General features: G+C 67.1%; 23 protein-coding genes. 12 read left to right on the plus strand and 11 right to left on the minus strand.

Features of this window, described 5'->3' with window-relative positions:
• Nucleotides 1-15: 15 nt before the first annotated feature.
• From KWG56_RS15390 to truA, 7 genes are all read left to right on the plus strand, one after another.
• The gene (locus KWG56_RS15390; protein WP_219352808.1) at nucleotides 16-1,176 is read left to right on the plus strand and encodes a polysaccharide biosynthesis/export family protein; all 1,161 of its coding nucleotides are present in this window, start codon (nucleotides 16-18) and stop codon (nucleotides 1,174-1,176) included.
• A gap of 4 nt (nucleotides 1,177-1,180) precedes the next feature.
• A complete protein-coding gene (locus KWG56_RS15395; protein ID WP_219352809.1) occupies nucleotides 1,181-1,744 on the plus strand; it encodes a hypothetical protein in 564 nt (187 codons plus the stop codon).
• A 35-nt stretch (nucleotides 1,745-1,779) separates the two neighbouring features.
• Nucleotides 1,780-2,181, plus strand: coding sequence for an acyl-CoA thioesterase (locus KWG56_RS15400; protein WP_219352810.1), 402 nt, complete (start codon nucleotides 1,780-1,782; stop codon nucleotides 2,179-2,181).
• Nucleotides 2,182-2,283: 102 nt separating this feature from the next.
• The gene (def, locus tag KWG56_RS15405; RefSeq protein WP_219352811.1) at nucleotides 2,284-2,859 is read left to right on the plus strand and encodes a peptide deformylase; all 576 of its coding nucleotides are present in this window, start codon (nucleotides 2,284-2,286) and stop codon (nucleotides 2,857-2,859) included.
• A complete protein-coding gene (locus tag KWG56_RS15410) occupies nucleotides 2,856-3,089 on the plus strand; it encodes a hypothetical protein (protein WP_219352812.1) in 234 nt (77 codons plus the stop codon). Before def ends, KWG56_RS15410 begins: the two co-directional genes overlap by 4 nt.
• Before the next feature lie 28 nt (nucleotides 3,090-3,117).
• Entirely contained in the window at nucleotides 3,118-4,041 is a 924-nt protein-coding gene (gene fmt / locus KWG56_RS15415) for a methionyl-tRNA formyltransferase (protein WP_219352813.1), read from the plus strand.
• On the plus strand, nucleotides 4,041-4,784 hold the full coding sequence (gene truA, locus KWG56_RS15420) for a tRNA pseudouridine(38-40) synthase TruA (RefSeq protein WP_219352814.1): 744 nt from the start codon (nucleotides 4,041-4,043) through the stop codon (nucleotides 4,782-4,784). Before fmt ends, truA begins: the two co-directional genes overlap by 1 nt.
• Before the next feature lie 21 nt (nucleotides 4,785-4,805).
• On the opposite strand, the gene KWG56_RS15425 is transcribed toward truA, so the two are convergent.
• The 4 genes from KWG56_RS15425 to KWG56_RS15440 all read right to left on the minus strand — a co-directional run bounded on the left by KWG56_RS15425 (nucleotide 4,806) and on the right by KWG56_RS15440 (nucleotide 8,674).
• Nucleotides 4,806-5,849: an aspartate-semialdehyde dehydrogenase gene (locus KWG56_RS15425; RefSeq protein WP_219352815.1), complete on the minus strand. Its 1,044-nt coding sequence runs from the start codon at nucleotides 5,847-5,849 to the stop codon at nucleotides 4,806-4,808.
• A gap of 339 nt (nucleotides 5,850-6,188) precedes the next feature.
• A complete protein-coding gene (fabB, locus tag KWG56_RS15430) occupies nucleotides 6,189-7,406 on the minus strand; it encodes a beta-ketoacyl-ACP synthase I (protein ID WP_219352816.1) in 1,218 nt (405 codons plus the stop codon).
• Between the two features lie 63 nt (nucleotides 7,407-7,469).
• The gene (fabA, locus tag KWG56_RS15435) at nucleotides 7,470-8,006 is read right to left on the minus strand and encodes a 3-hydroxyacyl-[acyl-carrier-protein] dehydratase FabA (RefSeq protein ID WP_219352817.1); all 537 of its coding nucleotides are present in this window, start codon (nucleotides 8,004-8,006) and stop codon (nucleotides 7,470-7,472) included.
• A gap of 83 nt (nucleotides 8,007-8,089) precedes the next feature.
• Entirely contained in the window at nucleotides 8,090-8,674 is a 585-nt protein-coding gene (locus tag KWG56_RS15440; protein ID WP_244999534.1) for an SH3 domain-containing protein, read from the minus strand.
• 66 nt (nucleotides 8,675-8,740) lie between these two features.
• Between KWG56_RS15440 and KWG56_RS15445 the strand changes: the two genes are divergently transcribed.
• On the plus strand, nucleotides 8,741-9,727 hold the full coding sequence (locus tag KWG56_RS15445) for a 2-hydroxyacid dehydrogenase (RefSeq protein ID WP_219352819.1): 987 nt from the start codon (nucleotides 8,741-8,743) through the stop codon (nucleotides 9,725-9,727).
• Here the strand turns inward: KWG56_RS15445 and KWG56_RS15450 are convergent.
• The 4 genes from KWG56_RS15450 to KWG56_RS15465 form a co-directional block, all read right to left on the minus strand.
• A complete protein-coding gene (locus KWG56_RS15450) occupies nucleotides 9,724-10,929 on the minus strand; it encodes a DUF6880 family protein (RefSeq protein WP_244999535.1) in 1,206 nt (401 codons plus the stop codon). The two genes, KWG56_RS15445 and KWG56_RS15450, sit on opposite strands and share 4 nt — an antisense overlap.
• 2 nt (nucleotides 10,930-10,931) lie before the next feature.
• Nucleotides 10,932-11,669: a HesA/MoeB/ThiF family protein gene (locus KWG56_RS15455; protein WP_219352820.1), complete on the minus strand. Its 738-nt coding sequence runs from the start codon at nucleotides 11,667-11,669 to the stop codon at nucleotides 10,932-10,934.
• Nucleotides 11,670-11,726: 57 nt separating this feature from the next.
• A complete protein-coding gene (locus KWG56_RS15460) occupies nucleotides 11,727-12,137 on the minus strand; it encodes a BLUF domain-containing protein (RefSeq protein ID WP_201098311.1) in 411 nt (136 codons plus the stop codon).
• Between the two features lie 106 nt (nucleotides 12,138-12,243).
• A complete protein-coding gene (locus tag KWG56_RS15465) occupies nucleotides 12,244-12,672 on the minus strand; it encodes a BLUF domain-containing protein (RefSeq protein WP_219352821.1) in 429 nt (142 codons plus the stop codon).
• A 141-nt stretch (nucleotides 12,673-12,813) separates the two neighbouring features.
• On the opposite strand from KWG56_RS15465, the gene hslV reads away from it, so the two are divergent.
• Nucleotides 12,814-13,377: an ATP-dependent protease subunit HslV gene (gene hslV / locus KWG56_RS15470; protein ID WP_201098309.1), complete on the plus strand. Its 564-nt coding sequence runs from the start codon at nucleotides 12,814-12,816 to the stop codon at nucleotides 13,375-13,377.
• A 7-nt stretch (nucleotides 13,378-13,384) separates the two neighbouring features.
• Here the strand turns inward: hslV and KWG56_RS15475 are convergent, their stop codons facing one another.
• The gene (locus KWG56_RS15475; RefSeq protein WP_219352822.1) at nucleotides 13,385-14,524 is read right to left on the minus strand and encodes an acyltransferase family protein; all 1,140 of its coding nucleotides are present in this window, start codon (nucleotides 14,522-14,524) and stop codon (nucleotides 13,385-13,387) included.
• A 150-nt stretch (nucleotides 14,525-14,674) separates the two neighbouring features.
• Nucleotides 14,675-16,759 carry a TonB-dependent receptor domain-containing protein gene (locus KWG56_RS15480; RefSeq protein ID WP_219352823.1) on the minus strand — a complete coding sequence of 695 codons (2,085 nt, stop codon included), beginning with the start codon at nucleotides 16,757-16,759 and terminating at the stop codon, nucleotides 14,675-14,677.
• A 215-nt stretch (nucleotides 16,760-16,974) separates the two neighbouring features.
• On the opposite strand from KWG56_RS15480, the gene hisS reads away from it, so the two are divergent.
• Entirely contained in the window at nucleotides 16,975-18,465 is a 1,491-nt protein-coding gene (gene hisS / locus KWG56_RS15485; RefSeq protein WP_201098303.1) for a histidine--tRNA ligase, read from the plus strand.
• 375 nt (nucleotides 18,466-18,840) lie between these two features.
• On the opposite strand, the gene KWG56_RS15490 is transcribed toward hisS, so the two are convergent.
• Nucleotides 18,841-20,964: a M13 family metallopeptidase gene (locus KWG56_RS15490; protein ID WP_219352824.1), complete on the minus strand. Its 2,124-nt coding sequence runs from the start codon at nucleotides 20,962-20,964 to the stop codon at nucleotides 18,841-18,843.
• Between the two features lie 155 nt (nucleotides 20,965-21,119).
• Between KWG56_RS15490 and KWG56_RS15495 the strand changes: the two genes are divergently transcribed.
• A complete protein-coding gene (locus KWG56_RS15495) occupies nucleotides 21,120-22,961 on the plus strand; it encodes a cation:proton antiporter domain-containing protein (RefSeq protein WP_219352825.1) in 1,842 nt (613 codons plus the stop codon).
• Between the two features lie 189 nt (nucleotides 22,962-23,150).
• Nucleotides 23,151-23,789 (plus strand): TetR/AcrR family transcriptional regulator, encoded by a 639-nt coding sequence (locus tag KWG56_RS15500; protein WP_219352826.1) that lies wholly within the window; start codon nucleotides 23,151-23,153, stop codon nucleotides 23,787-23,789.
• Nucleotides 23,790-23,806: the final 17 nt, after the last annotated feature.

Raw genomic sequence — 23,806 nt, forward strand, 5'->3', positions numbered from 1 at the left:
GGGCTTTTCAGCTTCATGACGCGCACCATTCTGCCGCTTGCCATCGTCGCCATTCTGGGCGGCTGTTCCACGCTTCCACGCGACGGACCCTCCGGCGCCTCCATCGATTCCGGCGCGACGACGGCCCAGGCCCTCGGCAGCTACGCCCTGGTGCCGCTGACCTACGAAGTGACCGAGCGGATCAAACATGTCCCGCCGCAGTTCTTCGGCACCCTGGCGTCGGCCTCCAGCGAACAGCCCGTCGACATCATCGGCGAGGGCGACACCTTGGCCGTTTCGATCTACGACCCTTCGGGCTCTCTGTTCGGCGGCGGCGGGAGCAGCAATAGCCGCTCGGCCGGCATCGAGGGTGGAAGCCAGGCCCTGCCGGGCGCCGTCGTGGATCGCAGTGGTTCGATCTCCATTCCCTTCGCTGGGCAGGTTCATGTCCAGGGTCTGACCTCCACCCAGGCCGCCGCCGCCATCCGCCGCGCGCTGGTCGGCAAGGTCGCCAATCCGCAGGTCATGGTCGCCATTGCGGGCAATGTCTCCAACAGCGTCAATGTGCTGGGCGACGTTCGCCAGCCGGGCCGCGTGCCGGTCGGCGTCAACCGCGACCGGATTCTGGACGTCATCGCCGCCGCAGGCGGTTCGGCGCGTTCCACCGACGACCTGACCATCTCGATCCAGCGCGCAGGTCAGACCTATACCGCCCCCCTGTCGGCCGTGACGACCGAGTTCGGTGAAAACGTCCGCCTGCAGCGCGGCGACGTGATCAATGTCCAGTACAAGCCGCGCCGTTTCTCCACCTTCGGCGCCCTGAACGCCGTGGCCCAGGTGGACATGCCCGCCGGTCCCATGACCCTGACCGGGGCCATGTCCAAGGTCGGCGGTCTGAACACCAACGCCGCCAACGCGCGGCGGGTCATGGTCTTTCGCTTCGAGCGGCCGGAAGTCGCTCAGGCACTGGGGATCAATCAACCCGCGACGCCGCGAGGCGTGCCGGTGGTCTATGAGTTGAACTTCGCCGACGCCGCCAATGTCTTCGCCGCCACCAATATGCAGGTGATGCCGGAGGACGTGGTCTATGTGCCCCTGGCGGGCGCCGCCGAGATGCGGAAATTCTTCGAAGTCGTTCAGAGCATGACGCGGGTCGTCTATGACATCTCGGTCACCAGCACCCTGAACAACAACTGATCCCATGGCCTGGCGCGACCTGTTTTCCGGCCTGACGGGCGGCAGGCGCGCCAAGGATCTAGGTGCGGATCACGATCCCTTCACCCGCCCCGAAGCCGTCGAAGCGTCGGAGCCCGATGGTCTGGCCCTGGCTCTGGATGAGATCGAAGCCGCAGCGCTTGAGGTCTATGCGGCCAACGGACTGCCGGACCAGGCGGGCCACTACCGCCGCGCGCCGAACGAGACGGAATGGCGGTTCCTCGGTGCGGACATGACGCCGGAGGCGCGGTTCGCCTTGGCGCTGGAGCATCCGCCCGAACAGGGTTGGCGGTTCGCGCGGCTTCAAGACCTCGGGGCTCGGTCGGATCGGGCGGACGTGCGCGAGGCCTCGCGCCTGCTGAACGACGTCGCCGAGTTTCGCCTCGCCCGCCGGGGCGTTCTGACCCAGGATCACCTGTTGATGGCGATGGAGCTTGGCGGGGCGTGGCGCGCCCTTCAGGACGCCAGGGCCATCCGAAGCTCGCAGTTGAGCCTGTCCGTCCCCCGGAAGCCTCGCGCCAGACGCGACAAGCCCGTTTCCGAGGCGTAGGAACAGCGCCTCCCCGAACGCCAGAGCTTTCTCCCATGTCCGACACGCCCGCCTATCCGCCCGAAACCCAGCCCGTCGGCCGCATCGTCGCCATGCCGGCGGACACCAACCCCGAGGGCGACATCTTCGGCGGCTGGCTGCTGGCCCAGATGGACCTGGCGGGGGCGACCCCGGCGTTCGAACTGGCCTGCGGGCGGTGCGCCACGGTGGCGCTGGACGGCATGGTCTTCCACCAGCCGGTCTCGGTCGGCGACGAGGTCAGCATCTACGCCGAGGTCATCCATGCAGGCCGCACCTCGATCCGCGTCAGCGTCGAGGCTTGGAAACGTGCGCGCGGCCAGCCGCAGGTCGCCTCTGTGCAGGTTACGCAAGGCGTCTTCACCTATGTCGCCATAGACGAGAACCGCAAACCCCGCGCCCTGCCCGGCAAGGAGTGAGGGCTGCGCCGACTGCGGCGATCAGGCCATAGGGGCGCGACAAACCTGACCGTGCAGGTCGGAAATCTTGACCTTCTCATGGGGCGGGCTTACCTCCCGCTCATGGCTATTCGTCGCATCCTCACCATTGATAACGCCGCCGATCTGGCGATCCTGAAGCAGGTCTCCAAGCCCGTCGCGGCTGTGGACGACGCCGTCCGCACCCTGATGGATGACATGCTGGACACCATGTACGATGCGCCGGGCATCGGCCTGGCCGCCGTTCAGGTGGGCGCGCTGGACCGGGTCATCGTCATGGACCTGGGCGACAAGGACGGCGTCGTCTGCGAGACCGAGGAAGAAGAGGCCGAGAACGCCGAGGCGCGCAAGAACCCGCGTTTCTTCGCCAATCCTGAAATTCTCTGGTCGTCGGACGAGCTCTACACCTACGAAGAGGGCTGCCTGTCGATCCCGGAATATTTCGACAAGGTGGAACGTCCCGCCCGCGTCCGTATTCGCTATCTGAACCGTGCCGGCGAACAGGTGGAGGAAGAGGCCGAGGGTCTTTACGCCGTCTGCATCCAGCACGAGATGGATCACCTTAACGGCGTGCTCTTCATCGACCACCTGTCGCGGCTCAAGCGCGAGCGCGCCGTGACCAAGGTCAAGAAGGCCGCCCGAGACAGGATCGCCGCATGAGCCGCCGCCCGCCCCGCCGCAACGCCTCCGTCGTCATCGACACCAACGGCCGCCGTCGCCTGACGCGCAGCCAGAAGATCGGCGTGGCGGGCGTGGCCACCGTCGCCGGGATCGCGCTGCTGGGCGTGGTCGCGGGTCTGCTGCTGGATCGGCTGCTCGATTTCGACGATGCGCTGGACGCGGGCGGCGAATGGGATGAGGGCGGCGGCGTCTTCACCCGCTGGCAGTAAACGCCGCAACACTTTAAAGGGCGTGCCCATGCGCCTTGCCTTCATGGGAACTCCCGATTTCGCCGTGCCGTCTCTGGCCGAGCTCATTGCTTCGGGCCACGAGATCGTCGCCGTCTATTCGCAGCCGCCGCGCCCCAAGGGCCGGGGTCAGAAGCTGACGCCGTCGCCGGTCCACGCCTTTGCCGAAACCATGGGCCTGCCGGTCTTCACGCCTGAGAGCATGAAGGCCCAGGACGCCATCGACACCTTCCAGAGCCTGGACCTGGATGCGGCCTGCGTCGTCGCCTATGGCCAGATCCTGAAGCCCGCCGTGTTGCAGGCGCCGCGTCTGGGCTGCCTGAACCTGCATGGCTCGCTTCTGCCGCGCTGGCGGGGCGCCGCCCCCATCCAGCGCGCCATCATGGCCGGTGACGCCCAGACCGGCGTCCAGATCATGCAGATGGGCGAGGGGCTGGACGAAGGCCCCATCCTGCTCAGCGAACTGATGGACATCCGCCCTGACGACACGGCCGCCAGCCTGTCCGAACGCATGGCCCATGTCGGCGCCGCCCTGTGGCCCCGCGCCCTGGCCGCCATCGAGCGCGGCGGCGTCACGCCCAGCGAACAGGCGGGCGAGGCCACATATGCGCGCAAGATCACCCCGGCGGAGGCCCGCATCGACTGGACCCGTCCGGCGGCCGAGGTGGACGCCCATATCCGCGGCCTGTCGCCCTTCCCCGGCGCCTGGTTCGAGGCCCCGTCTGAGGCTGGCCCCGTCCGGGTCAAGGCCCTGCTGTCGACGCTGGCGGACGGCGCGGGCGCGCCGGGCGCCGTTCTGGACGACGCCCTGACCGTGGCCTGCGGAAGCGGCGCGGTGCGCCTGATCCGCGTCCAGCGCGAGGGCAAGGCGGCGCAAAGCGCGGATGAGATGCTGCGCGGCTTTGCCCTGCCTGCGGGGACGGTGCTCGGCTGATGCCGCGCTACAAGCTGACCCTGGAATACGACGGCACGGCCTACAACGGGTTCCAGGCCCAGGACGGCCAGCCGACGGTGCAGGGCGCGGTCGAGGACGCCATCGCCGCCTTTTCGGGCGAACGCATCCGCATCGCAGCGGCGGGACGAACCGACGCCGGAGTCCACGCCACGGCCCAGGTCATCCATGCCGATCTGGAGCGCGACTGGCCGCTCGCCACGGTGTTGAACGCCATCAACGCCCATCTGGTGCGTCAGGACGTCTGCGTTCTGGCGGCGGACTATGCGCCTGATCCCGAGTGGCACGCGCGGTTTTCGGCGACGGGGCGGGGCTATCTGTACCGCATCCTGAACCGCCGCCCCCAGCCGGTGCTGGAGCGTGACCGCGTCTGGCACGTCAAGAAGACGCTGGACGCCGAGGCCATGCATCATGCGGCCCAGGTGCTGGTCGGCCACCACGACTTCACCACCTTCCGCGACGTGGGCTGCCAGTCCAGGTCGCCGGTCAGGACGCTGGACGTGGCCCGCGTCAGCCGTTTCGGCGAAGAGGTGCATCTGGTGTTCCAGGCCCGCAGCTTCCTGCATCGTCAGGTCCGCTCCATGGCCGGGACGCTGGTGGAGGTGGGTCTGGGCCGCTGGACCGCCCATGACGTCAAGGCGGCGCTGGAGGCGAAGGACCGCGCGCGGTGCGGCCCCGTCGCCCCCTCGGCGGGGCTCTATCTCAGCGGCGTGCGCTACGACTGAACCCCGCCTGTTCGACCTGGATCAGCCGTTCTGCTGGACCAGAACCTCGGCGATCTGAACCGCGTTCAGAGCGGCGCCCTTCCTCAGATTGTCGTTGGAGACGAACAGGGCCAGGCCGTGCTCGACCGTCGGGTCGGGGCGTACGCGGCCGACGAAGACCGGGTCCTGGCCCGTGGCGTCCAGCGGGTTCGGCACCGCCGTCACCACCACGCCCGGCGCCTGACCCAACAGTTCCAGCGCCGTCTCCACCGAGATCGGGCGGTCGAACTCGGCGTTGATCGACAGCGAATGGCCCGAATAGACCGGCACGCGCACGCAGGTGCCGGACACCGGCAGGCCGGGGATCTCTAGGATCTTGCGGCTTTCGTCGCGCAGCTTCAGCTCCTCGTCGGTGTATCCGTCTTCCGACAGCGTATAGTTCAGGGCCACCACATTGTTGGCGATCGGCACGACCCACTTCTCAGGCGCGCCGAAATCGACCGCGCCGCCGTCGCGGGCCAGGGCCGCGCCCTGATCCACGGTCGCGCGGCTCTGAGTTTCCAGAACACGAATGCCCTCGACCCCGCCGCCCGATACGGCCTGATAGGTCGAGACGGTCAGACGCTTCAGGGCCGCCGCCTGATGCAGGGGCTTCAGCACCGGCATGGCGGCCATGGTGGTGCAGTTGGGATTGGCGATGATGCCCTTGGGCCGGTCGGCCAGGGCGTGCGGGTTCACCTCGGCGACGACCAGCGGAACGTCCGGGTCGCTGCGGTAGGCGGACGAGTTGTCGATGACCACGGCGCCTGCGGCTGCGACCTTGGGGGCCAGGGCGCGCGAGGTTTCGCCGCCTGCCGAGAAGAAGACGATGTCGAGACCGGCGTAATCCGCGGTCGCCGCATCCTCGACCACCACCTCGGCGTTGCCGAAGCGGATGGTTTTGCCCGCCGACCGGGCCGAGGCGAACAGGCGCAGCGAAGCCAGCGGGAAGTTCCGCTCGGCCAGCAGGCCGCGCATCATCTCGCCGACGAGGCCGGTGGCGCCAACGATGCCCACGTGGGGCGGATTGGACGGGGAAAAGGTCATGAAAGGCGTCTCCTGGGAAGGTGGGAGGCGCGGGGCGCACGATCCGGCTGGACCGCCCCGCGCGTCGGCGGGGCTTGGGATCGAGGTTGTCGCTTAAACCTTGCGCACACCCGAAACCGCCCCGCCGAGGCAGGTGGTTTTCGAGGTAATGGTTTTGGTCATGAGCATGGACACGGCGACGCTCTCTATGGAGGAAAATCGGTCGTGTAAACTGGGTGTCGTGAAAGAATCGACGGGGTGTGCGCTTGTCGAGGCTCTTGGGCGCAACAAAATGTCACTTAAGCATGCGTTCCGCCGTCATCCTCGGGGCAGGCTCGAGGATGACGGGGACGTATCGTCTCAGACCTTCGACAGGATCAGGGCGCCGTTGGTGCCGCCGAAGCCGAAGCTGTTGGACATGACGTGGGTCAGTTCGCCGTCGTGACGCTTGCGCAGGATGGGCATGCCCTCGAACGCCGGATCGAGGGTTTCGATGTGGGCGCTTTCCGACGCAAAGCCGTTCTGCATCATCAGCAGGCAGTAGATGGCTTCCTGAGCGCCTGCGGCGCCCAGCGAGTGGCCCGTCAGCGACTTGGTCGAGGAGATCATCGGCAGGTTGTCGCCGAAGACGGCGCGAACGGCCTCCATCTCCTTTGAATCGCCCACCGGCGTCGAGGTGCCGTGCGGGTTCAGGTAGTCGATTTTCGGATTACCGGCCTGCTCCAGCGCGATCTTCATGCAGCGCTGCGCGCCCTCGCCCGAGGGGGCGACCATGTCATAGCCGTCGGCATTGGCGCCGTAGCCGGTGACTTCGGCATAGATGGTCGCGCCGCGCGCCTTGGCCCGCTCGTACTCTTCCAGCACCACGATGCCTGCGCCGCCCGCGATGACGAAGCCGTCGCGGTTGACGTCATAGGCGCGCGAGGCGACCGAGGGCGTCTCGTTGAAGTTGGACGACATGGCGCCCATGGCGTCGAACATGTTGGACATGGACCAGTCGATGTCCTCGCAGCCGCCGGCGAAGACCACGTCCTGCTTGCCCCACTGGATCTGCTCGACCCCCGCGCCGATGCAGTGGGCGCTGGTCGCGCAGGCCGAGCTGATCGAATAGTTGATGCCGCGCATCTGGAACCAGGTCGACAGGACCGCCGACGGCCCCGAGGCCATGGCTTTCGGCACCGCGAACGGGCCGATGCGCTTGGGCGCGCCCTTTTCGATGGTCGTCTGGGCCGCCTGCAGGATGACCTGGGTCGAGGGGCCGCCCTCGCCGACGATCAGGCCGATGCGGTCGTCCTTGATCTCATCCGCCGACAGACCCGACGACTTCAGCGCCTCTTCAAAGGCGATGTGGGCCCAGGCCGTGCCGTTGGCCAGGAAGCGGGCGGCGCGACGGTCGACCAGTTCCTCCCACGGGCCGATTTTCGGCGGCGCCCAGACCTGGCTGCGGAAGCCGTATTTGGCGTGATCGGCTGCATGAACGACGCCCGAACGGGCTTCGCGCAGCGACTGGGTGACCTCTTCGGCGCCATGGCCGATGGAGGATACGATGCCCAAGCCGGTGACGACGACACGACGCATGGTGTTTCCTTCTGATGCTTCTCGACCCGAGGGTCTTCCGCCTTGCTGACGGTATATAGGCGCTTAGGCGGCCGTCGGCTCGTCTTTGGCGGCGCCAAAGAGTCCGACCCGCATGTCGTTGCAGGTGTAGATGACCTGGCCATCGGCCTCCAGCACGCCGTCGGCGATGCCCATGACCAGCTTGCGGTTGATCACCCGCTTCAGGTGGATCTTGTAGACCACCTTCTTGACGTCAGGCGTCACCTGGCCGGTGAATTTGACCTCGCCGACGCCCAGCGCGCGGCCGCGGCCCGGTCCGCCGATCCAGCCCAGGTAGAAGCCGACCAGCTGCCACATGGCGTCCAGGCCCAGGCAGCCGGGCATGACGGGGTCGCCGATGAAGTGGCACTGGAAGAACCAGAGCTCGGGATTGATGTCGAGTTCCGCCTCGACATAGCCCTTGCCGTGCTCGCCGCCGTCCGAGTTGATCGTGACGATCCGGTCGAACATCAGCATCGGCGGGGCGGGCAGCTGGGCGTTGCCTGGACCGAACAGCTCGCCGCGGCCAGAGGCCAGCAGGGCCTCATGATCAAAGGACGAGGGGTATTGGGACTGGGTCAAGGCGCTTCCGTTTCGTAGAATATCAAAGCGCGGGTTACACGACCGCGCGGTTTGGCTCAACAGGGGGGCTTAAGGGCGCGGGTTCAGCCGCGTCCGGTTCCAGCCGGACGGTTGGCGTTGCACAGGGCGCGTTCCTGGGTTCCGAACACCGATCGCTGCGCCACCCAGCCTTCCAGCCGTCGCGCCCGCACCCGGCACCAGCCGTCCTCGCACTCGTCCAGCGACACCAGGGCGCGGGGCGACAGGCGGGCGCGCACCGAGGCGGTGTCGGAGCGGCCGGCGCGGATCGGCACCTCTTCGGACGTGGTGTTGAACACCGAGCGGCGACCCGAGGACACGGTGCGGTGGATCCAGGCCACGGCGCCGTCCGGGTCGCAGATCTTGCGCCATTCCGCCGTCTCGGCGATGACCTGAACCGGCAGTCCGGCGGCGCGGTATTCCCACAGGATCGGATAATCCAGCCCCGGTCCCTGACGGGCGCGGACGTGCGAGGACTTCAACGAGATCCAGCGCGGCACCTCCAGCCCCGTCGGCGTGGGGCGGCCGTCGGGCATGGACTGACCGGCGCTGGTCAGGACGCCCAGACCCCCGAACAGGGCGATGACAGCCCCGGCGACGACGATGCGGCGCCAGAAGCTTTGGAAGATGGCGGCGGCTTTGCTAGACACTGTATGGAACGACCCGTCGCGCGGGCCTCGATCCATTAAATCGCCGCCCGCAAACCAAGGCCTGCAATGTCCGCCTCCAAGCTTAAGGTCGTATTAACCAGACGCCTGCCGGACGCGGTCGAGACGCGGATGCGCGAACTTTTCGACGCTGAGCTGAACCTGAAGGACCAGCCGATGAACCGCGCGGCGCTGGAAGCCGCCGTCCAGCGGGCCCAGGTTCTGGTGCCCACCATCACCGACAAAATCGATGCCGACCTGATCAATGGCGCGGGCGAGCAGTTGAAGATGATCGCCAACTTCGGCGCGGGCGTGGACAATATCGACGTGGACGCCGCCGTGGCGCGCGGCATCATCGTCACCAATACGCCGGGCGTCCTGACCGAAGACACCGCCGACATGGCCATGAGCCTGATTCTGGCTGTCAGCCGCCGTCTGGTCGAGGGGGCGCAGGTGATCGCCGACGGCCGGTTCGAGGGCTGGACCCCGACCTGGATGTGCGGGCGCAAACTGTGGGGCAAGCGGCTGGGCATCGTCGGCATGGGCCGGATCGGCCAGGCCCTGGCCCGTCGCGCCAAGGCCTTCGGACTTCAGGTCCATTATCATAACCGCAAGCCTGTCTCGTCCCTGATCGAGGAGGAGTTGGGCGCGACCTACTGGGATGACCTGGACCAGATGCTGTCGCGCATGGACATCATCTCGCTGAACTGCCCGGCGACCAAGGATACGCATCACCTGTTGTCGGCCCAGCGACTGGCCAAGCTTCAGCCCCACGCCATTCTGGTCAACACCGCGCGCGGCGAACTGGTCGACGAGGCGGCCCTGGCCCAGGCGGTCGCCATGCACGCCGTCTCAGGCGTCGGTCTGGACGTGTTCGAGAATGAGCCGGACATTCACCCCGGCCTGCTGGGCCAGCCCAATGTGGTGCTGTTGCCCCACCTGGGCTCAGCGACCCTGGAGGCGCGTCAGGACATGGGCGACCGGGTCATCGCCAATGTCATGACCTATCAGAACGGCCACCGCCCGCCCGACCGGGTCATACCGGCGATGTTCTAACCGGCGCTCAGCAGTTCAGCCGCCGCCGGGAAACGCTGCGCCAGCCGCGCGGCCCAGTCGGCCCTCTGCGGCAGGGACTTGTGGATTTCGCGGCGCCGCTGTTCGACCATGGCCGCCGCCTCGCGATGGGCGGGCCAGTCCATTAGGAAGCTCAGTCCTTTTTCGAAATCGGCTTGGGTCGCAGCATGGGCCAGGGCGCGGTCCAGCGCTTCCACATCATCAAAGTCCGGCAGGCGCGCCAGATAGTCCTTGAGGACCGGCGCCGACAGCTCGTGCTGGAACAGCTCCCAACGCAGGGTCTGAGCCTCGTCCTTACGCCCTTCGGCGTCCAGAACGGCGATGGAGGCGGCCTCCCACGCCGGGGTCAGGCGCGGCGGGCCCGCGTTGGGCGAGCGTCCAAAGGTCCAGAGCCGGTTCGAAGCCGCAGGCGTCAGCGCCGCCTCCAGCGCCTCGCGCGCCTCGACGACCCGGCCCGCTGCGACCAGCCGCTGGGCGACGGCGGCGGCGAAATCGGGCGCGCCCCGTTCATCCCGGCTGACCAGCGACAGCCACAGGTCCAGGTCGCCCGCGCGGTCGGCCAGCCGCCGCATGACCGTCCGCATCCCGCGCGCGTCGGTCTTGGCGTCCAGATGGTCGATCAGGCCGCGGGCCAGATCCGGCGTCAGGGCGTCGTCCGCCAATGCGATCCAGCGGGCGTATTCCAGCGGCTGGCGGGCGACGGCCTGGGCCAGCAGCTCCAGCGTACTGTCGTCCGTCCGCACGGCCTTGGCCGCGATCCGCCACAGGTCGGGAGCAGCGGTTTCGAAGGCGGCGGCGACCTCGCCCTTCTGGTCCTTGACCCGCGCGGCCAGACCGCGAAACAGATCAAGCCAGCCGATCATCCGCTCCAGCCCTACTGACGGGGCGGCGGGCGCCAGATCATCGACGATCCCGCGCCGCAGGATGCCCAGATCGCGCAGCAGGTCGGGACGTTTGCGCCACGACACCCGCGCCCGGCTGGTCGCGATGGTCGTCAGCCGCTTGTCCAGCTCCAGCGCCAGCACCTCGGGTCCGGCCTCGGCGGCCATGACCAGCCGCAGCCGGCGTTTCAGGATGGGGTCGCTGTCCGACGCCTCAATCAGCAGTTCGGCGATCCGCTCTGCGCCCAGTCCGGCCAGATTGGCGGCGTTCAGGCGTGTGGCGGCGACGGGACGGCGGGCCATGCCTAGGCGCCGCAGACGGGACAGGCGGGATCGGCGGCGATCTTCACCGTGCGCGCGGCGGCGCTGAGGCCGTCATACAGCATCAGCCGCCCGGTCAGGGGCTGGCCCGCGCCGGTGATCAGCTTGATCGTCTCCAGCGCGGCCATCGACCCGATCACCCCCGCCAGCGCCCCGACCACGCCGACGCGCGAACAGGTCTCGGCGTCCGGCGGAACATCCGGCACAAGGCACTGATAGCAGGGTCGGCCGGTGAAGACCGCGACCTGTCCGCTCCAGCGGCCAAGCGCGCCGGAGACCAGGGGCTTGCCCGCCGCCACGCAGGCCGCATTGACCAGATGGCGCGTCTCGAAGTCGTCGGTCCCGTCCAGCACGATGTCGAAGGCGCCGATCCGCGCGGCGGCGTTGTCGGCGGTCAGGCGCTCAGCGAAGGTTTCGATGGCGACATGGGGGTTCAGGGCCGTCAGGCGCGCCGCCCCGGCCTCGACCTTGGGTTGGCCCGTTTCGCCGGTCGAAAAGATGATCTGCCGCTGCAGATTCGACAGGCTGACCACATCGTCGTCGATCAGGCCCAGGGTTCCGACCCCCGCCGCCGCCAGATACAGGGCCGCAGGCGCGCCGACCCCGCCCGCGCCGACGATCAGCACCCGCGCCTTCTTCAGCGCCTGCTGCCCCGGCCCCCCGATCTCGGACAGGACCAGATGGCGGGCGTAGCGTTCGACTTCGTCTTCAGAGAAAACCATGCCCTTCATCTAGCGACGCCCGGCCTGGGAAGCGAGGCCCCGGCTTGGCGGGCAGGGTCAGGCGATTGGGCTTGCGGTCCGATGCGCCTCGGCCATCAGCTGCTCAAGCATCAGTCCGGTCTTCTGCGCCGTCAGACCGGCGCAGATCAGGCGATCCAGCGCAGGCGTGGCGTCGATCCGCGACATGGGGCTGTCGGGAAACAGGCGCGCATCGACGGGGCGGTCGGCCAGGATGCGGATATCGGTGTGACGGCGGTCGGCGCGGATGCGGTTCAGCGTGCGGTCCAGATCGACCCGCGCGCCCTCCATGACCTGGAAGAACCGACCGTGGCGACGCAGCAGGGCGCTGGTGACGTGGTCGCGTCGGTTGTTCGCGTTCGACACGCCGATGATGTCGATCAGCGGCAAAAGCCCTTCAGCCGCGGCGCCGACGGCGTCGCTGGCGAAAACAAGGCGAAACAGACTCATGGGTACTCGTACGCTTGAGCGCCAACTGGCGGACGACCCTGCCCTAGAGATGTATCATTAACGGAATACGACCGGGCGGTGACAGGACGCGCTCAGACCATTGGGCTCAGGCCGCCAGGGTCAGATGGTCGCACATCAGCAGGCGTTGCAGGCCGTCCGCCGACAGGTGGCTAAGGCGGCGTCCCTGCAGCAGGGTCTGGGCCTGATCCGGGCTGAGCGCGCTGAGGCGGACGGGGTTGGCGGTCTGGCGTTTCAGCACGGGGCGATCCTGCAGAACCCGCAGGTTCCTGTGTCGGGGATCGCGGGCCACGCGGGCCAGAAGCCGGTCCACGTCCACGCGCTTGCCCTCGATCATCTGGGCGGCCTCGCCGTCATAAAAGATCAGGGCGCTGGTGATCTCGTCGCGCTGGTTGTTGCGCTGACACACGCCCAGAATTTCGGCCACCGAGCGCATGGACTGTCCGGCGCCAGCGACAAGTTCGCTTACAAAAACAACGCGGAACAGCAATTTAACGCCCTCTGTGATCGTTATCATTGATGATGTTTGCTCTTTTTCTCCAAAAATGGGGTGAAAGTGAGACGCTGTTATGCGAGTTTGCGGCGGGTCTGGGGCTCAGGGTCCGCACATTTCAGCGCCGGACTTGATGCGCGGGCTTGGGCGGGCCATCTGGCGGACATGACCCAATCGCACGCTTCCAACTTCCCCGACTGGCACGGCACCACCATCCTGGCGGTGCGCAAGAACGGCCGCACCGTCATCGCCGGCGACGGCCAGGTCTCGATGGGGCCGACCATCGTCAAGGGTTCGGCGCGCAAGGTGCGGACCCTGGCGGGCGGCAAGGTTCTGGCGGGCTTCGCCGGGGCCACGGCTGACGCCCTGACCCTGATCGAGCGGCTGGAGGCCAAGCTGGAGCAGTATCCGGATCAACTGGCGCGGGCCTGCGTCGATCTGGCCAAGGACTGGCGCACCGATCGCTATCTGCGTCGTCTGGAGGCCATGCTGCTGGTGGCGGACAAGTCGTCGATCTTCACCGTCACCGGCGTGGGCGACGTGCTTGAGCCGGAATACGGCGTCGCCGCCGTGGGGTCGGGCGGCAACTACGCCCTGGCCGCCGCCCGCGCCCTGAGCGACGACACCGAACTGGACGCCGAGGCCATCGCCCGCAAGGCCATGAAGATCGCCGCCGAGATCTGCGTCTATACCAACGGCAATCTGACGGTGGAGACGCTGGAGGCCTGATCGGCCTTCAGGTCCTGGCCGGGGCGGGACGGCGCAGGAAGCGCTGGGCCAGCCAGCGCCGCACCGGCGCGTCGAACAGCTTCAGGCTGGTCCAGGCGATCAGCACCGATCCGACGAAGACCCCCACGCCGACCAGCGCGCCCAGCGCCAGCGGCGGCTTCGCGTCCACGACCCAGCCGGTGTAGATGTAGATCAGCGGATAGTGGGTGATGTAGATCGGATAGGACAGGTCGCCGAAGAAACGCGCGACGCGGACCGACACGCCGTCGACCTGTTTGTCGCCCGCCCCGATGGCCACGATCAGCGGGAACAGCAGGATCACGCACAAGGCCTCGTACAGGCCGTTGACCCACACATGCTCCGCCCCGCCGAAACGCGGCAGGGACAGGCCGGCGACCAACAGCAGGCTGGCGACCGCAAAGGCGTGATTGATGCGGATGCGCCGTCCTACCCGGAACAGCAGAACCCCTGCGCAGAAGGGGAACAGCACGCGCGTCAGGCCGATGCGCACGCCCTCGGCATCCAGCGCCCAGCCGCCGATCAGGTCGCCCCGTCCGCCAAACACCGCCAGATGGATCAGGGCCAGACCCGCCAGCGCCACGACCACGCCCAGCGCCCGGTTCGACAGTTTCCTAAGGCCCAGGGCGTACAGCAGGTTGGCGACATATTCATAGAACAGCGACCAGGCCGGGCCGTTCAGCGAATAGATCTCGCCCCAGCCGCGCACGTCCATCGACTTGGGCTGGGGGATCATCAGGGCGCTGAGGATCAGCACCGCGATCACCTGCCAGGCGGTGGCCGACTGGAGCTTGGGAAAGATCGAATAGTCCTGGAGCACGAACAGGGCCGCGCCCAAAAGGCTGCCCAGGATCAGCATGGGCTGAAGCCGGATCAGACGCCGCTTCAGGAAGTCCGCCACCGACATCTGGCCCCAGCGGTCGTCATAGGCATAGGCGATGACGAAGCCGGACAGCAGGAAGAAGAAGTCCACCGCCAGATAGCCGTGGTTGATGATCTGCCGGTGCGCATCGCCGCCAGCGTGCGCCTCGAGCACATGGAACGCCACTACGATCAGGGCGGCGACCCCGCGCAGGCCGTCCAGAACGGCGTAATGGGTCTTGGCGGCGGGCGCGGCAGGTGCGGTCATGGAACGCGGATCATCCCCAACGAAGGGTGATCTTGTGAACGTTCTCATTCGGCTTGGCAATATGTCGCAGCACGCCGGTTTCTGATGCGCAAACGGGCGGAGACGGATCGACCGTCTCCGCCCGTCGAACAGGGCTTCAGGATGTCGGGATCAGAACCGGGCGCGTACGCCCAGCACCAGGTTGCGGCCCCTCAGCGGCGCCAGATCGCTGATGAAGGAGGCGTGGTTGAACGCCAGTTCGTTCAACAGATTGGTCCCTCGCACATAGATCTGCGCCTCAGTCGGTCCCAGATCGAAGTCGTAGGCCGCGGTGGCGTTGACCATGTTGTACCCCGGCGTCGTCGTCTCATAGCTGGCGACGCGATCCTGTTCGAACACCCGCACATATTCGACCGAACCGGACCACGGTCCCTGGATCATATCGGTGCGGGCGCCCAGACGACCAGCGGGAATGCGAGGCAGGTCGCCGCCGTCGTCCAGCTCGGCGCGGACATAGTCGCCGAACACCGTCGCCGACAGATTGGGCACGAAGCGATGGGTGGCCTCGGCCTCGACCCCGGTGAAGGTGGCGTCATGCTGGGTGTAGCGGATCAGGCGGAAGTCCTCGAACCGGTCCAGGGTGTCGGCGTAGATGTAACCGTCATAGGCATAGCGATAGGCGCTGACGCCAAAGGTGGTCTGGCCTTGCGTCTTCTTGATCCCGGCCTCCAGAGAAACGACGCTTTCGGTCTTCAGGTCCACCGATCCCAGCTCATAGGTGTTGGTCGCCAGGTGGACGCCGCGCGCATAGAGCTCCTGGATATTGGGCGCGCGCTGCGAGCGGGCGGCCGAGAGCGACAGGACATAGTCCGGGGCGAACCGCCAGTTGGCGCCGATCGAGGCCGAGAAAGGCTGGAAGTCGCGGTCGGGGCGCGAAGCGACGGCGATATCGCCGCGCGCGCCGGTCTTCTGCCACTCCTGACGCACCGCCCCCTCAAAGGTCCAGGCCCCCGCGTCGAAGGTCTCCAGCACGAACAGGGCGCTGGTCTCGGTGCGGCTGGGGCGGATGAAGGATTCCAGACCCTCGGCGGCGAAGTCGCTGCGGGCGACCTGTCCGCCGATCACGCCGCGCAGGCGGCCGATGGGGGCGTGCTGCACCTCGACGCGGGCGTCATAGCCGCGATTGGTGAAGGTGGTGGTGATCTGGCCGTCGTCCCGTTCGTCATGGGCGTAGTCGGTATAGCCGCCGCGGAAACGGATGCGCTCGACCCCCGCGAACGGATCACGCAGTTCGCCGCGCACGTCGGTGCGGCGGCTGACCAGATCGACGGTCGGGGCATGGCCATGGCCGTGCTCATGGTCATGATCGTGGTCGTGACCGTCCTCGTCGTGGTCATGGCCGTGTCCGCCGCAATGCAGGTGCGTGCCGTGCGGGTGGCAGGATTCGTATTCATGGCTATGGCCCGGCAGGCCGTAGGTGCTGTTCTGCTGGGTGTAGGCGACGCCCAGATAGCCGCGCGACCCGATCCAGGATGCGCCCAGGGTGGCGGTGCGGCTGTCGTTGGCCGATCCGTCCAGACGCTTCTCGCTCCAGTCGGGAACCCTGTAGTCGTCGGTCTTGCGCCGCGCCGCCTCGATGCGGACGGCGAAGCCGTTTCCGCCTGCGGTCAGGCCGGCCACCGCCGCCTCTTCATTGTCCCCCGAGCCGATGCGGACTTCGGCGGCGCCCTCTCCGCCTCGGGGCGGGATGGCGGTCGGGATCTTGCGGTCGATCAGATTGACCGCCCCGCCGATGGCGCCCCCGCCGTACAGCAGCGCGCTGGGGCCGCGCAGAATCTCGACCCCCTGCAGCAGCAGGGTCTCGCCGCCGACCGCATGGTCGGGCGACACTTCGGAAGCGTCCAGCAGGGCCGACCCGCTGCTCAGCACCTTCACGCGCGGCGCGGTCTGGCCCCGGATGACCGGACGGCTGGCGCCCCCGCCGAAGGTGTCCGAACTGACGCCCGGCAGGCCGTTCAGGGTGTCGCCCAGCGTCGCCTCGCGCCGATGGACCAGATTGTCGCCGCTCAGCACCGCCACGCTGGACACGACCTGATCGCCGGAGCGGTTCAGCGGATCGGCGGTGACGATCACGTCATCGACCTTGGCCACGGCTGAACCAGACGGGGGCGCCGACTGAGGCAGGGGAGCGGCATGGGCCGTCGTCGTGATGGCCAGCGTCGCCGCGGCCGAGAGAAGCATGGTCTTTGTACGCATCGTCGCACCCCCATTTCCGAAAGAGGGGTGCTGGGTATGTTATACAGTAACGATTCTCAAGGGGGTTTTTGAGCCGATGGGGAGAATTGGTTCGGAGCAAGATGTCGCAGGTGATCTTCAGGCGGGGTTTTGACGCAAAGCCTCGGTCTGGAGAATTAAGGGGCTGATCGGCGGCTTGAGTTGCGGCGGCGTGGCCCTTGGCTTAATCGCGCGGCATGACTGATGAAGCCCCCATCCGCCCGCTCGCCCGCAATCCGCGCGGTTTCGCCGACAAGCGCGGGCGCGACCTGACCGCCGAACGCCGCATCGTGGCGCGCGTGTCCGAGGTCTATGAGCGCTGGGGGTTCGAGCCGCTGGAGACCCCGGCCTTCGAATACGCCGACGCCCTGGGCAAATTCCTGCCTGACGCCGATCGTCCCAACGAAGGCGTCTTCGCCTTGCAGGACGACGCCGGGTCGGACGAACCGGGCGACTGGATGGCGCTGCGATACGACCACACCGCGCCCCTGGCCCGGTTCGCGGCCCAGACCTGGGAGACCCTGCCCAAGCCGTTCCGCCGCTACGCCTATGGTCCGGTCTGGCGCAACGAAAAGCCCGGCCCCGGCCGTTTCCGCGAGTTCTGGCAGTGCGACGCCGACACCGTCGGCTCCGACCGGCCTGAGGCCGACGCCGAAATCATCGCCATGGCCTGCGAGGGTCTGCGCGGCGCCGGGCTGGATGCAGGTCAGGCCCAGATCCGCGTCTCGAACCGCAAGCTGTTCGACGGTCTGTTCGACGCCGGCGGCGTGACCGAGGCGGGCCAGCGCCTGACCGCCCTTCGCGCCATCGACAAGTTCGACCGTCTGGGCTGGGACGGCGTGGTCCAGTTGCTGGGCGAGGGTCGTCTGGATGATTCCGGCGACTACACCAAGGGCGCCCAACTGCCCGCCAAGGTGACGGCGGCCATCGAGGCCTTCCTGGCTTCGGCCAACACCCCCGGCCTGACGCGGGCCGAGACGCTGGACGCCGTCGCCCGTTCCGGCGACCTGGGCGCGGCGGGCGAGGCGGCGCTGAACGAACTGGCCGCCATCGACCGGGCCCTGAACGCCATGCAGGTCGCCCAGGACGCCGTGAAGTTCGATCCGACCATCGTGCGTGGTCTGGAATATTACACCGGCGCCGTGTTCGAGGCCGAACTGCTGCTGGACACGGTGGACGACAAGGGCCGCCCGGTCCGCTTCGGCTCCATCGGCGGCGGCGGCCGCTATGACGATCTGGTCGCGCGCTTCACCGGCCAGAGCGTGCCGGCGACCGGCTTCTCCTTCGGCGTCTCGCGTCTGGCCTCGGCCCTGCGCGCTGCAGGTCGGGGCGCAGAGGACGCGGTGCGCGGCCCCGTCGTGGTCATCGTCTTCTCCGAGGACGACATGGGCCACTACCTGACCGCCGTCGCCGAACTGCGCGCAGCGGGTGTGGCCGCAGAGCTGTACCTCGGCCGCGCAGGCATGAAGGCGCAGATGAAATACGCCGACCGTCGCGGCGCGCCCGCCGTCGTCATCCTGGGCGGAGACGAGATCGCGGCGGGCGAGGTGACCATCAAGGACCTGGACGCCGGTCGCGCCGCCGCCGCCGGGATCACTGACAACGACGCCTGGAAGGCAGAGCGTCCCGGCCAGATGAAAATCCCCCGCGCAGGCCTGGTCGCGGCCATCAAGGCCATTATCGAATAAGTTTCGATAATAAATCTGTCCCAAGATAGGTTATCACTGATAAGTCGAAGAAAGTTCGATTGAGGGTGAACTGGTCGTTGACGGCCACGGGGGGCTTGGGCCAAATGAACTCACTCGAGGGCAAGCGTTGCTCAAGCGCGCAGCACTCGAAGGCGTTTCGGGGAGGAAACGTCCGCTCTTTAAAGAGCAAGATAGCCCGCTGCGATGTATCCCCCGCAGCGGGCTTTTCTATGCCCGGAATGCTGGCTTAACCGATGAAAATATCGAGAAATTGTCCAGGCGTCTGAAGGTCGGGGCCTCGGATTCTGCAGGAATTCTCCATGAAAAAAGGCCGGGGCGAACCCCGGCCTTTTTCCTTATCGACGAAGCTTCGTCCTACCAGAGGCGGACGCGCTCATCCGGGGTCAGATAGTATTTGGTCCCCGGCTTGACCTCGAAGGCGTCGTACCAGGCGTCGACGTTGCGCAGCGGGCCGATGACCCGGAACTGGGCGGCTGAGTGCGGGTCGGTGGCGACCTGCTGCTTCAGCGCCTCGTCGCGGTACTTCGACTGCCAGACCTGGGCCCAGCCGTAGAAGAAGCGCTGGTCGCCGGTCGTGCCGTCCAGAACCGGCGCCGGACGCCCGCCCAGCGACAGGTGATAGGCCTCAAGCCCCACCGCCACGCCGGAGGCGTCGCCGATGTTCTCACCCATCGTGAGGCCGGGGTTGATGTGATAGCCCGCGATCGGCTCGTAGCTGGCGTATTGCGCGCCCAGACGCGCGGTCAGGGCCTCGAAATTGGCCTTGTCCTCGGGCGTCCACCAGTTGCGCAGAACGCCGTCGCCGTCGGACTTGGAGCCTTGATCGTCGAAGCCGTGGCCGATCTCGTGACCGATCACGCCGCCGATGCCGCCGTAGTTGACCGCCGGGTCGCCGTTCGGATCGAAGAAGGGCGGCTGCAGGATGGCCGCCGGGAAGACGATCTCGTTGTTGGCCGAGTTGTAGTAGGCGTTGACCGTCTGGGGCGTCATGCCCCACTCAGCCTTGTCGACCGGCTGGTTAAGGCGCGCCAGCTGGTAGTTCCACTGGAAGCGGCCCTGGCGTTCCACGTTGCCGACCAGATCATCGGCGCGGATGTCCAGGGCGGAATAGTCGCGCCACTTGTCCGGATAGCCGATCTTGACCGTGAATTTGCGCAGCTTCTCCTGCGCCGCGGCCTTGGTTTCCGTGCCCATCCAGCTCAGATTATCGATCCGGTGCGACAGGGCGGTGCGCAGATTGGCGACCAGTTCTTCCATCTTGGCCTTGGATTCGGCCGGGAAATACTGGGCGACATAGAGACGACCCGCAGCCTCGCCCAAAGCGCCTTCGGCGAACGAGATGGCGCGTTTTTCACGCGTGCGTTGCTCGGGCTGGCCCGACAGGTCGCGTGAGTTGAACTCCCATGCGGCGTCCGAGAAGCGCTTGGACAGATAGGGGGCCATGTCGTCGGCGGTGTGGAAGGCTTCCCACGCCTGCAGCAGGGCCACCGGGGTCTCGGCGTAGATGGCGGCGATCTTGGGCAGGGCCGTGTTCTGACGCACGATCAGACGCGGCGCGCCGCCCAGTTGGGCCGCGTCGAAATAGGGCTGCCAGGCGAAGCCGGGCGCGTCCTGCGTCAGGCTGGCGATGGTGTATTCGTTATAGGTCTTGTCGCGGTTGCGGTTCTCGGCGGGGCTCCAGTGCGCCTCGGCGATCTTGCTTTCCAGCGCCACGATCTGGGCGGCCGTCTCGGTCGGGTTGTCCCAGCCGATCATGCCCAGGATGCGCGCCACATAGGCCTGGTAGAGCTCTTTCTTGTCGGCGAAACGCGCGTCCAGATAATAGTCGCGGTTCGGCAGGCCCAGGCCCGACTGGCCGGTCGAGACGACGTAGCGGGTCGGCTGCTTGGAATCGATGGTGATGCCGGTGCCGAAGAAGGAGCCGCCGAACCGGCCGATGGTCTGGCCCATGTGGACGGCCATCTTCTCGTGCGTATCCGCGGCGCGGATGGCGGCCAGATAGGGCTGCAGCGGCTGGGCGTCCAACTGATCGACGCGGGCTTGATCGATGTACGAGCGATAGGCGTCGGCGATCTTCTTCTCGTCCGTCCCGGCGGTCAGGTCGGTGCGCGCGGCCAGACCCGTCACCAGTTCCTTCATGCGGTTGTCCGACAGTTCGCGCAGCAGGGCGAAGGAGCCATAGCTGGTGCGGTCCGACGGAATGACCAGTTTGTCGATCGCCGCGCCATTGGCGTAGCGGAAGAAGTCGTCGCCGGGGTTCACCGAGGTGTCGCGACCGGCCAGATCGAAGCCCCAGGTTCCGTATTTGGGGGCGACGGTTCCCTGCCATCCTGCGGCGGTTTCTTCGCCCGAGAAGATCGAAACCATCTCGCAGGCGTCGTCGATGCAGGCGTGGTCGTGACCGATGTCCTGGGCGAAAGCCGCGCTGGCGGGCAGCAGAAGGGCGCCGACAGCGGCCCCGATAAGCAGACGTTTCATCATTGGATCCTTGATGCCGTCCCCGAAATGGACGGGTCGGCGCGGACCCTAGACCGGCATCGGGGGGTGTCGCCTTAAAAAAAATTCATGAAAGGCCTGCGACGACTCGCCACAGGGGTGGGTTCAGGGTCAGATGCGTCTGAAGCGGAGGGCGGATGCACGGACACGGCGCGGACTACAAGGATCTGGTGGTTTTCCTGGCTGCGGCCGGGGTGATCGTGCCTCTGGTCAACCGGCTGAAGATCAGTCCGGTGCTGGGGTTTCTTGCGGCGGGCGTGGTGTTGGGGCCGGATGGTCTGGCGCGGTTTTCGGGTGCGCTGCCCTGGCTGTCCTGGATCACGATCCGCGAGCCGGGGCAGTTGGCGCAGCTTTCGGAACTGGGCGTCGCCTTTCTTCTGTTCATGATCGGGCTTGAGCTGTCGTGGGAGCGGCTGCGCGCCATGCGCCGTCTGGTGTTCGGCCTGGGCATGATGCAGGTGCTGGCCTGTTCGGTGGTGCTGGCGGGCGGCTTCATGCTGACGGGCCAGTCGCTGGCCGGGGCGGCGGTGCTGGGCATGGGGCTGGCCCTGTCGTCGACGGCGGTGGTCATGCCGGTTCTGGCCGAGCGCGGTCGGTTGAAGGGGACGGTGGGCCGTTCGACCTTCGCCATCCTGCTGGCGCAGGATCTGTCGGTCGCGCCGATCCTGATCACGGTCACGGTTCTGGCGGCGCTGGCCCAGCAGGGCGGAGGACTGGATCTGGACCCGGCTGTGCTGGGGCGGGCCCTGTTCACCCTGGCGCCCGCCGCCATCGGTCTGGGCCTGTTGATCCTACTGGGACGGGTCGTGCTGCGGCCCATGTTCCGGTCGGTGGCCAAGGCGCGCAAGGTCGATCAGGGCGGCGAACTGTTCGTCGCCGCCAGTCTTCTGGTCGTGGTCGGCGCCGGTCTGGCGGCCCAGGCCAGCGGTCTGTCCATGAGCATCGGCGCCCTGGTCGCAGGCGTGCTGCTGGCCGAGACCGAGTTCCGGCGCGAGGTCGAAATCTCCATCGAACCCTTCAAAGGCCTGTTGCTGGGCGTCTTCTTCGTTGGGGTCGGCCTGGGGCTTGATCTGGACGCCGTCGCCGCCAATCCGTGGGGCGTCATCGGTCTGGCGGCGGCCATCACGGTGGTGAAGACGGGCGTGATCTTCATCCTGGCGCGACTGTGGGGCCTGGCCGCCCGCCCGGCGCTGGAGACGGCCCTGGTGCTGGCGCCTGCGGGCGAGTTCGCCTTCGTCGTCTTCGCCACGGGGTTGGTGGAGGGCGTCGCCCCCTCGGCTCTGACCTCGACGGTCGCCCTGTCCGCCACCCTCAGCATCTTCTCGATCCCCTTCCTGGCTATGCTGGGCCAGCGCCTGACGCGCCGCCCTCGTCTGGAAGCGGCGGCCATGCCTGACGAGAGGGAGCTGCCGCAGCAGGCGGACGGCGCGGTTGTCATTGTCGGCTTCGGCCGGGTCGGGCGGCTGATCGGCGAGATGTTGAAGGTGCACGACCAGGCCTTCATCGCCGTGGATGCGGACCCGGGCATCGTCGCCGCCGGACGTCGTGACGGCTATGACGTCTTTTACGGCGACGCAGGCCGCGCAGAGATGCTGCTGCGTTGCGGGGTCCAGACCACCCGCGCCCTGGTCGTGACCATGGATGCGCCCGGCAAGGTGGACGAGGTGGTGCGCACGGCGCGTCAACTGCGCGACGACCTGATCCTGATCGCCCGCGCCCGCGACGACCAGCATGCAGCCCGGCTCTATGCGCTGGGCGTCACCGACGCCGTGCCGGAAACCACAGAGGCCAGTTTGCAATTGGCTGAAAACACTCTGGTCGATCTGGGGGTGCCGATGGGACTTGTGCTTGCGTCGATCCACGAACGCCGTGATCAGTTCAGGCAGGTATTCCAGGCGGCGGTGTCTGATCAAAGACGTGACCGCCCGATGAGGGCCTTCAGGGTGTCCCAGAATAGGACGCGGGCAAGATTAGAATAGATTTGCAAACAGCTAAGCTTGTCTGGACCCAATTTTGTCATGGTTCCGTGATGGAAGCGATGCTTCTGTATTCGTCCCGTAGCGGACAAGCAGCATTTGTTTGCCTTGCCCTAGGTTGCGGACGCCCAATCCAGGGTCATCTTTGGGTGGCGTCTTTTGTGGCTAAACGTAGAGTAAAAGCCTGAATTTATGACCGATTCCACCGCACACGCCCTCGTTGAGCCTCGCCTGAACCGGCGTCAGGCCGCGAAGATCCGCACCCGTCAAAAGGTGCTGGACGCCGCCCGCTCGCTTTTTGCAGAGCGCGGTTATGAGCCGGCGACCATCCGCGACATCGCCAAGGGCGCAGGCATGTCCACCGGGGCCGTCTTCGCCAACTTCCAGGACAAGGCCGAACTGTTCGAAGCCGTTCTGACCGAAGACATGACGCGTCTGGCCGAAGTGGTCGAGGCGGGCTCCACGGCCGGCGACCCGGTCCGCAACCGTCTGGTCGAGGCCCTCAGCGCCGGTTACCACTCGTCGCTGGACCAACTGCCGCTGTTCCAGGCCATCGTCGCCCGCTCGTGGTTCCAGCCCCTGGCCGCCGAAATGCGCGCCCGCGCCGCGACCAAGAAGCTGCAGCTGGCCATCGGCGCCATTGTCCAGGACGCGGTGACCAAGGGCGAACTTCGCCAGGACGCGGATGTCCGCCTGCTGGTCGAGCTGATCTGGGATTCCTATCTGTCGAACTATCGCCGTGCGGCCTACGACAACTGGGATGCGCAGGCTCTGTCGGAACACATCGGCAAGCAGATTGATGTGATCTTGGCCGGGGCCCTGGCCAAGTAAGACGGCCAAGCCGCCAA

Origin of the sequence: Brevundimonas nasdae (assembly GCF_019395145.1) — a bacterium.
Lineage (GTDB): Bacteria > Pseudomonadota > Alphaproteobacteria > Caulobacterales > Caulobacteraceae > Brevundimonas > Brevundimonas nasdae.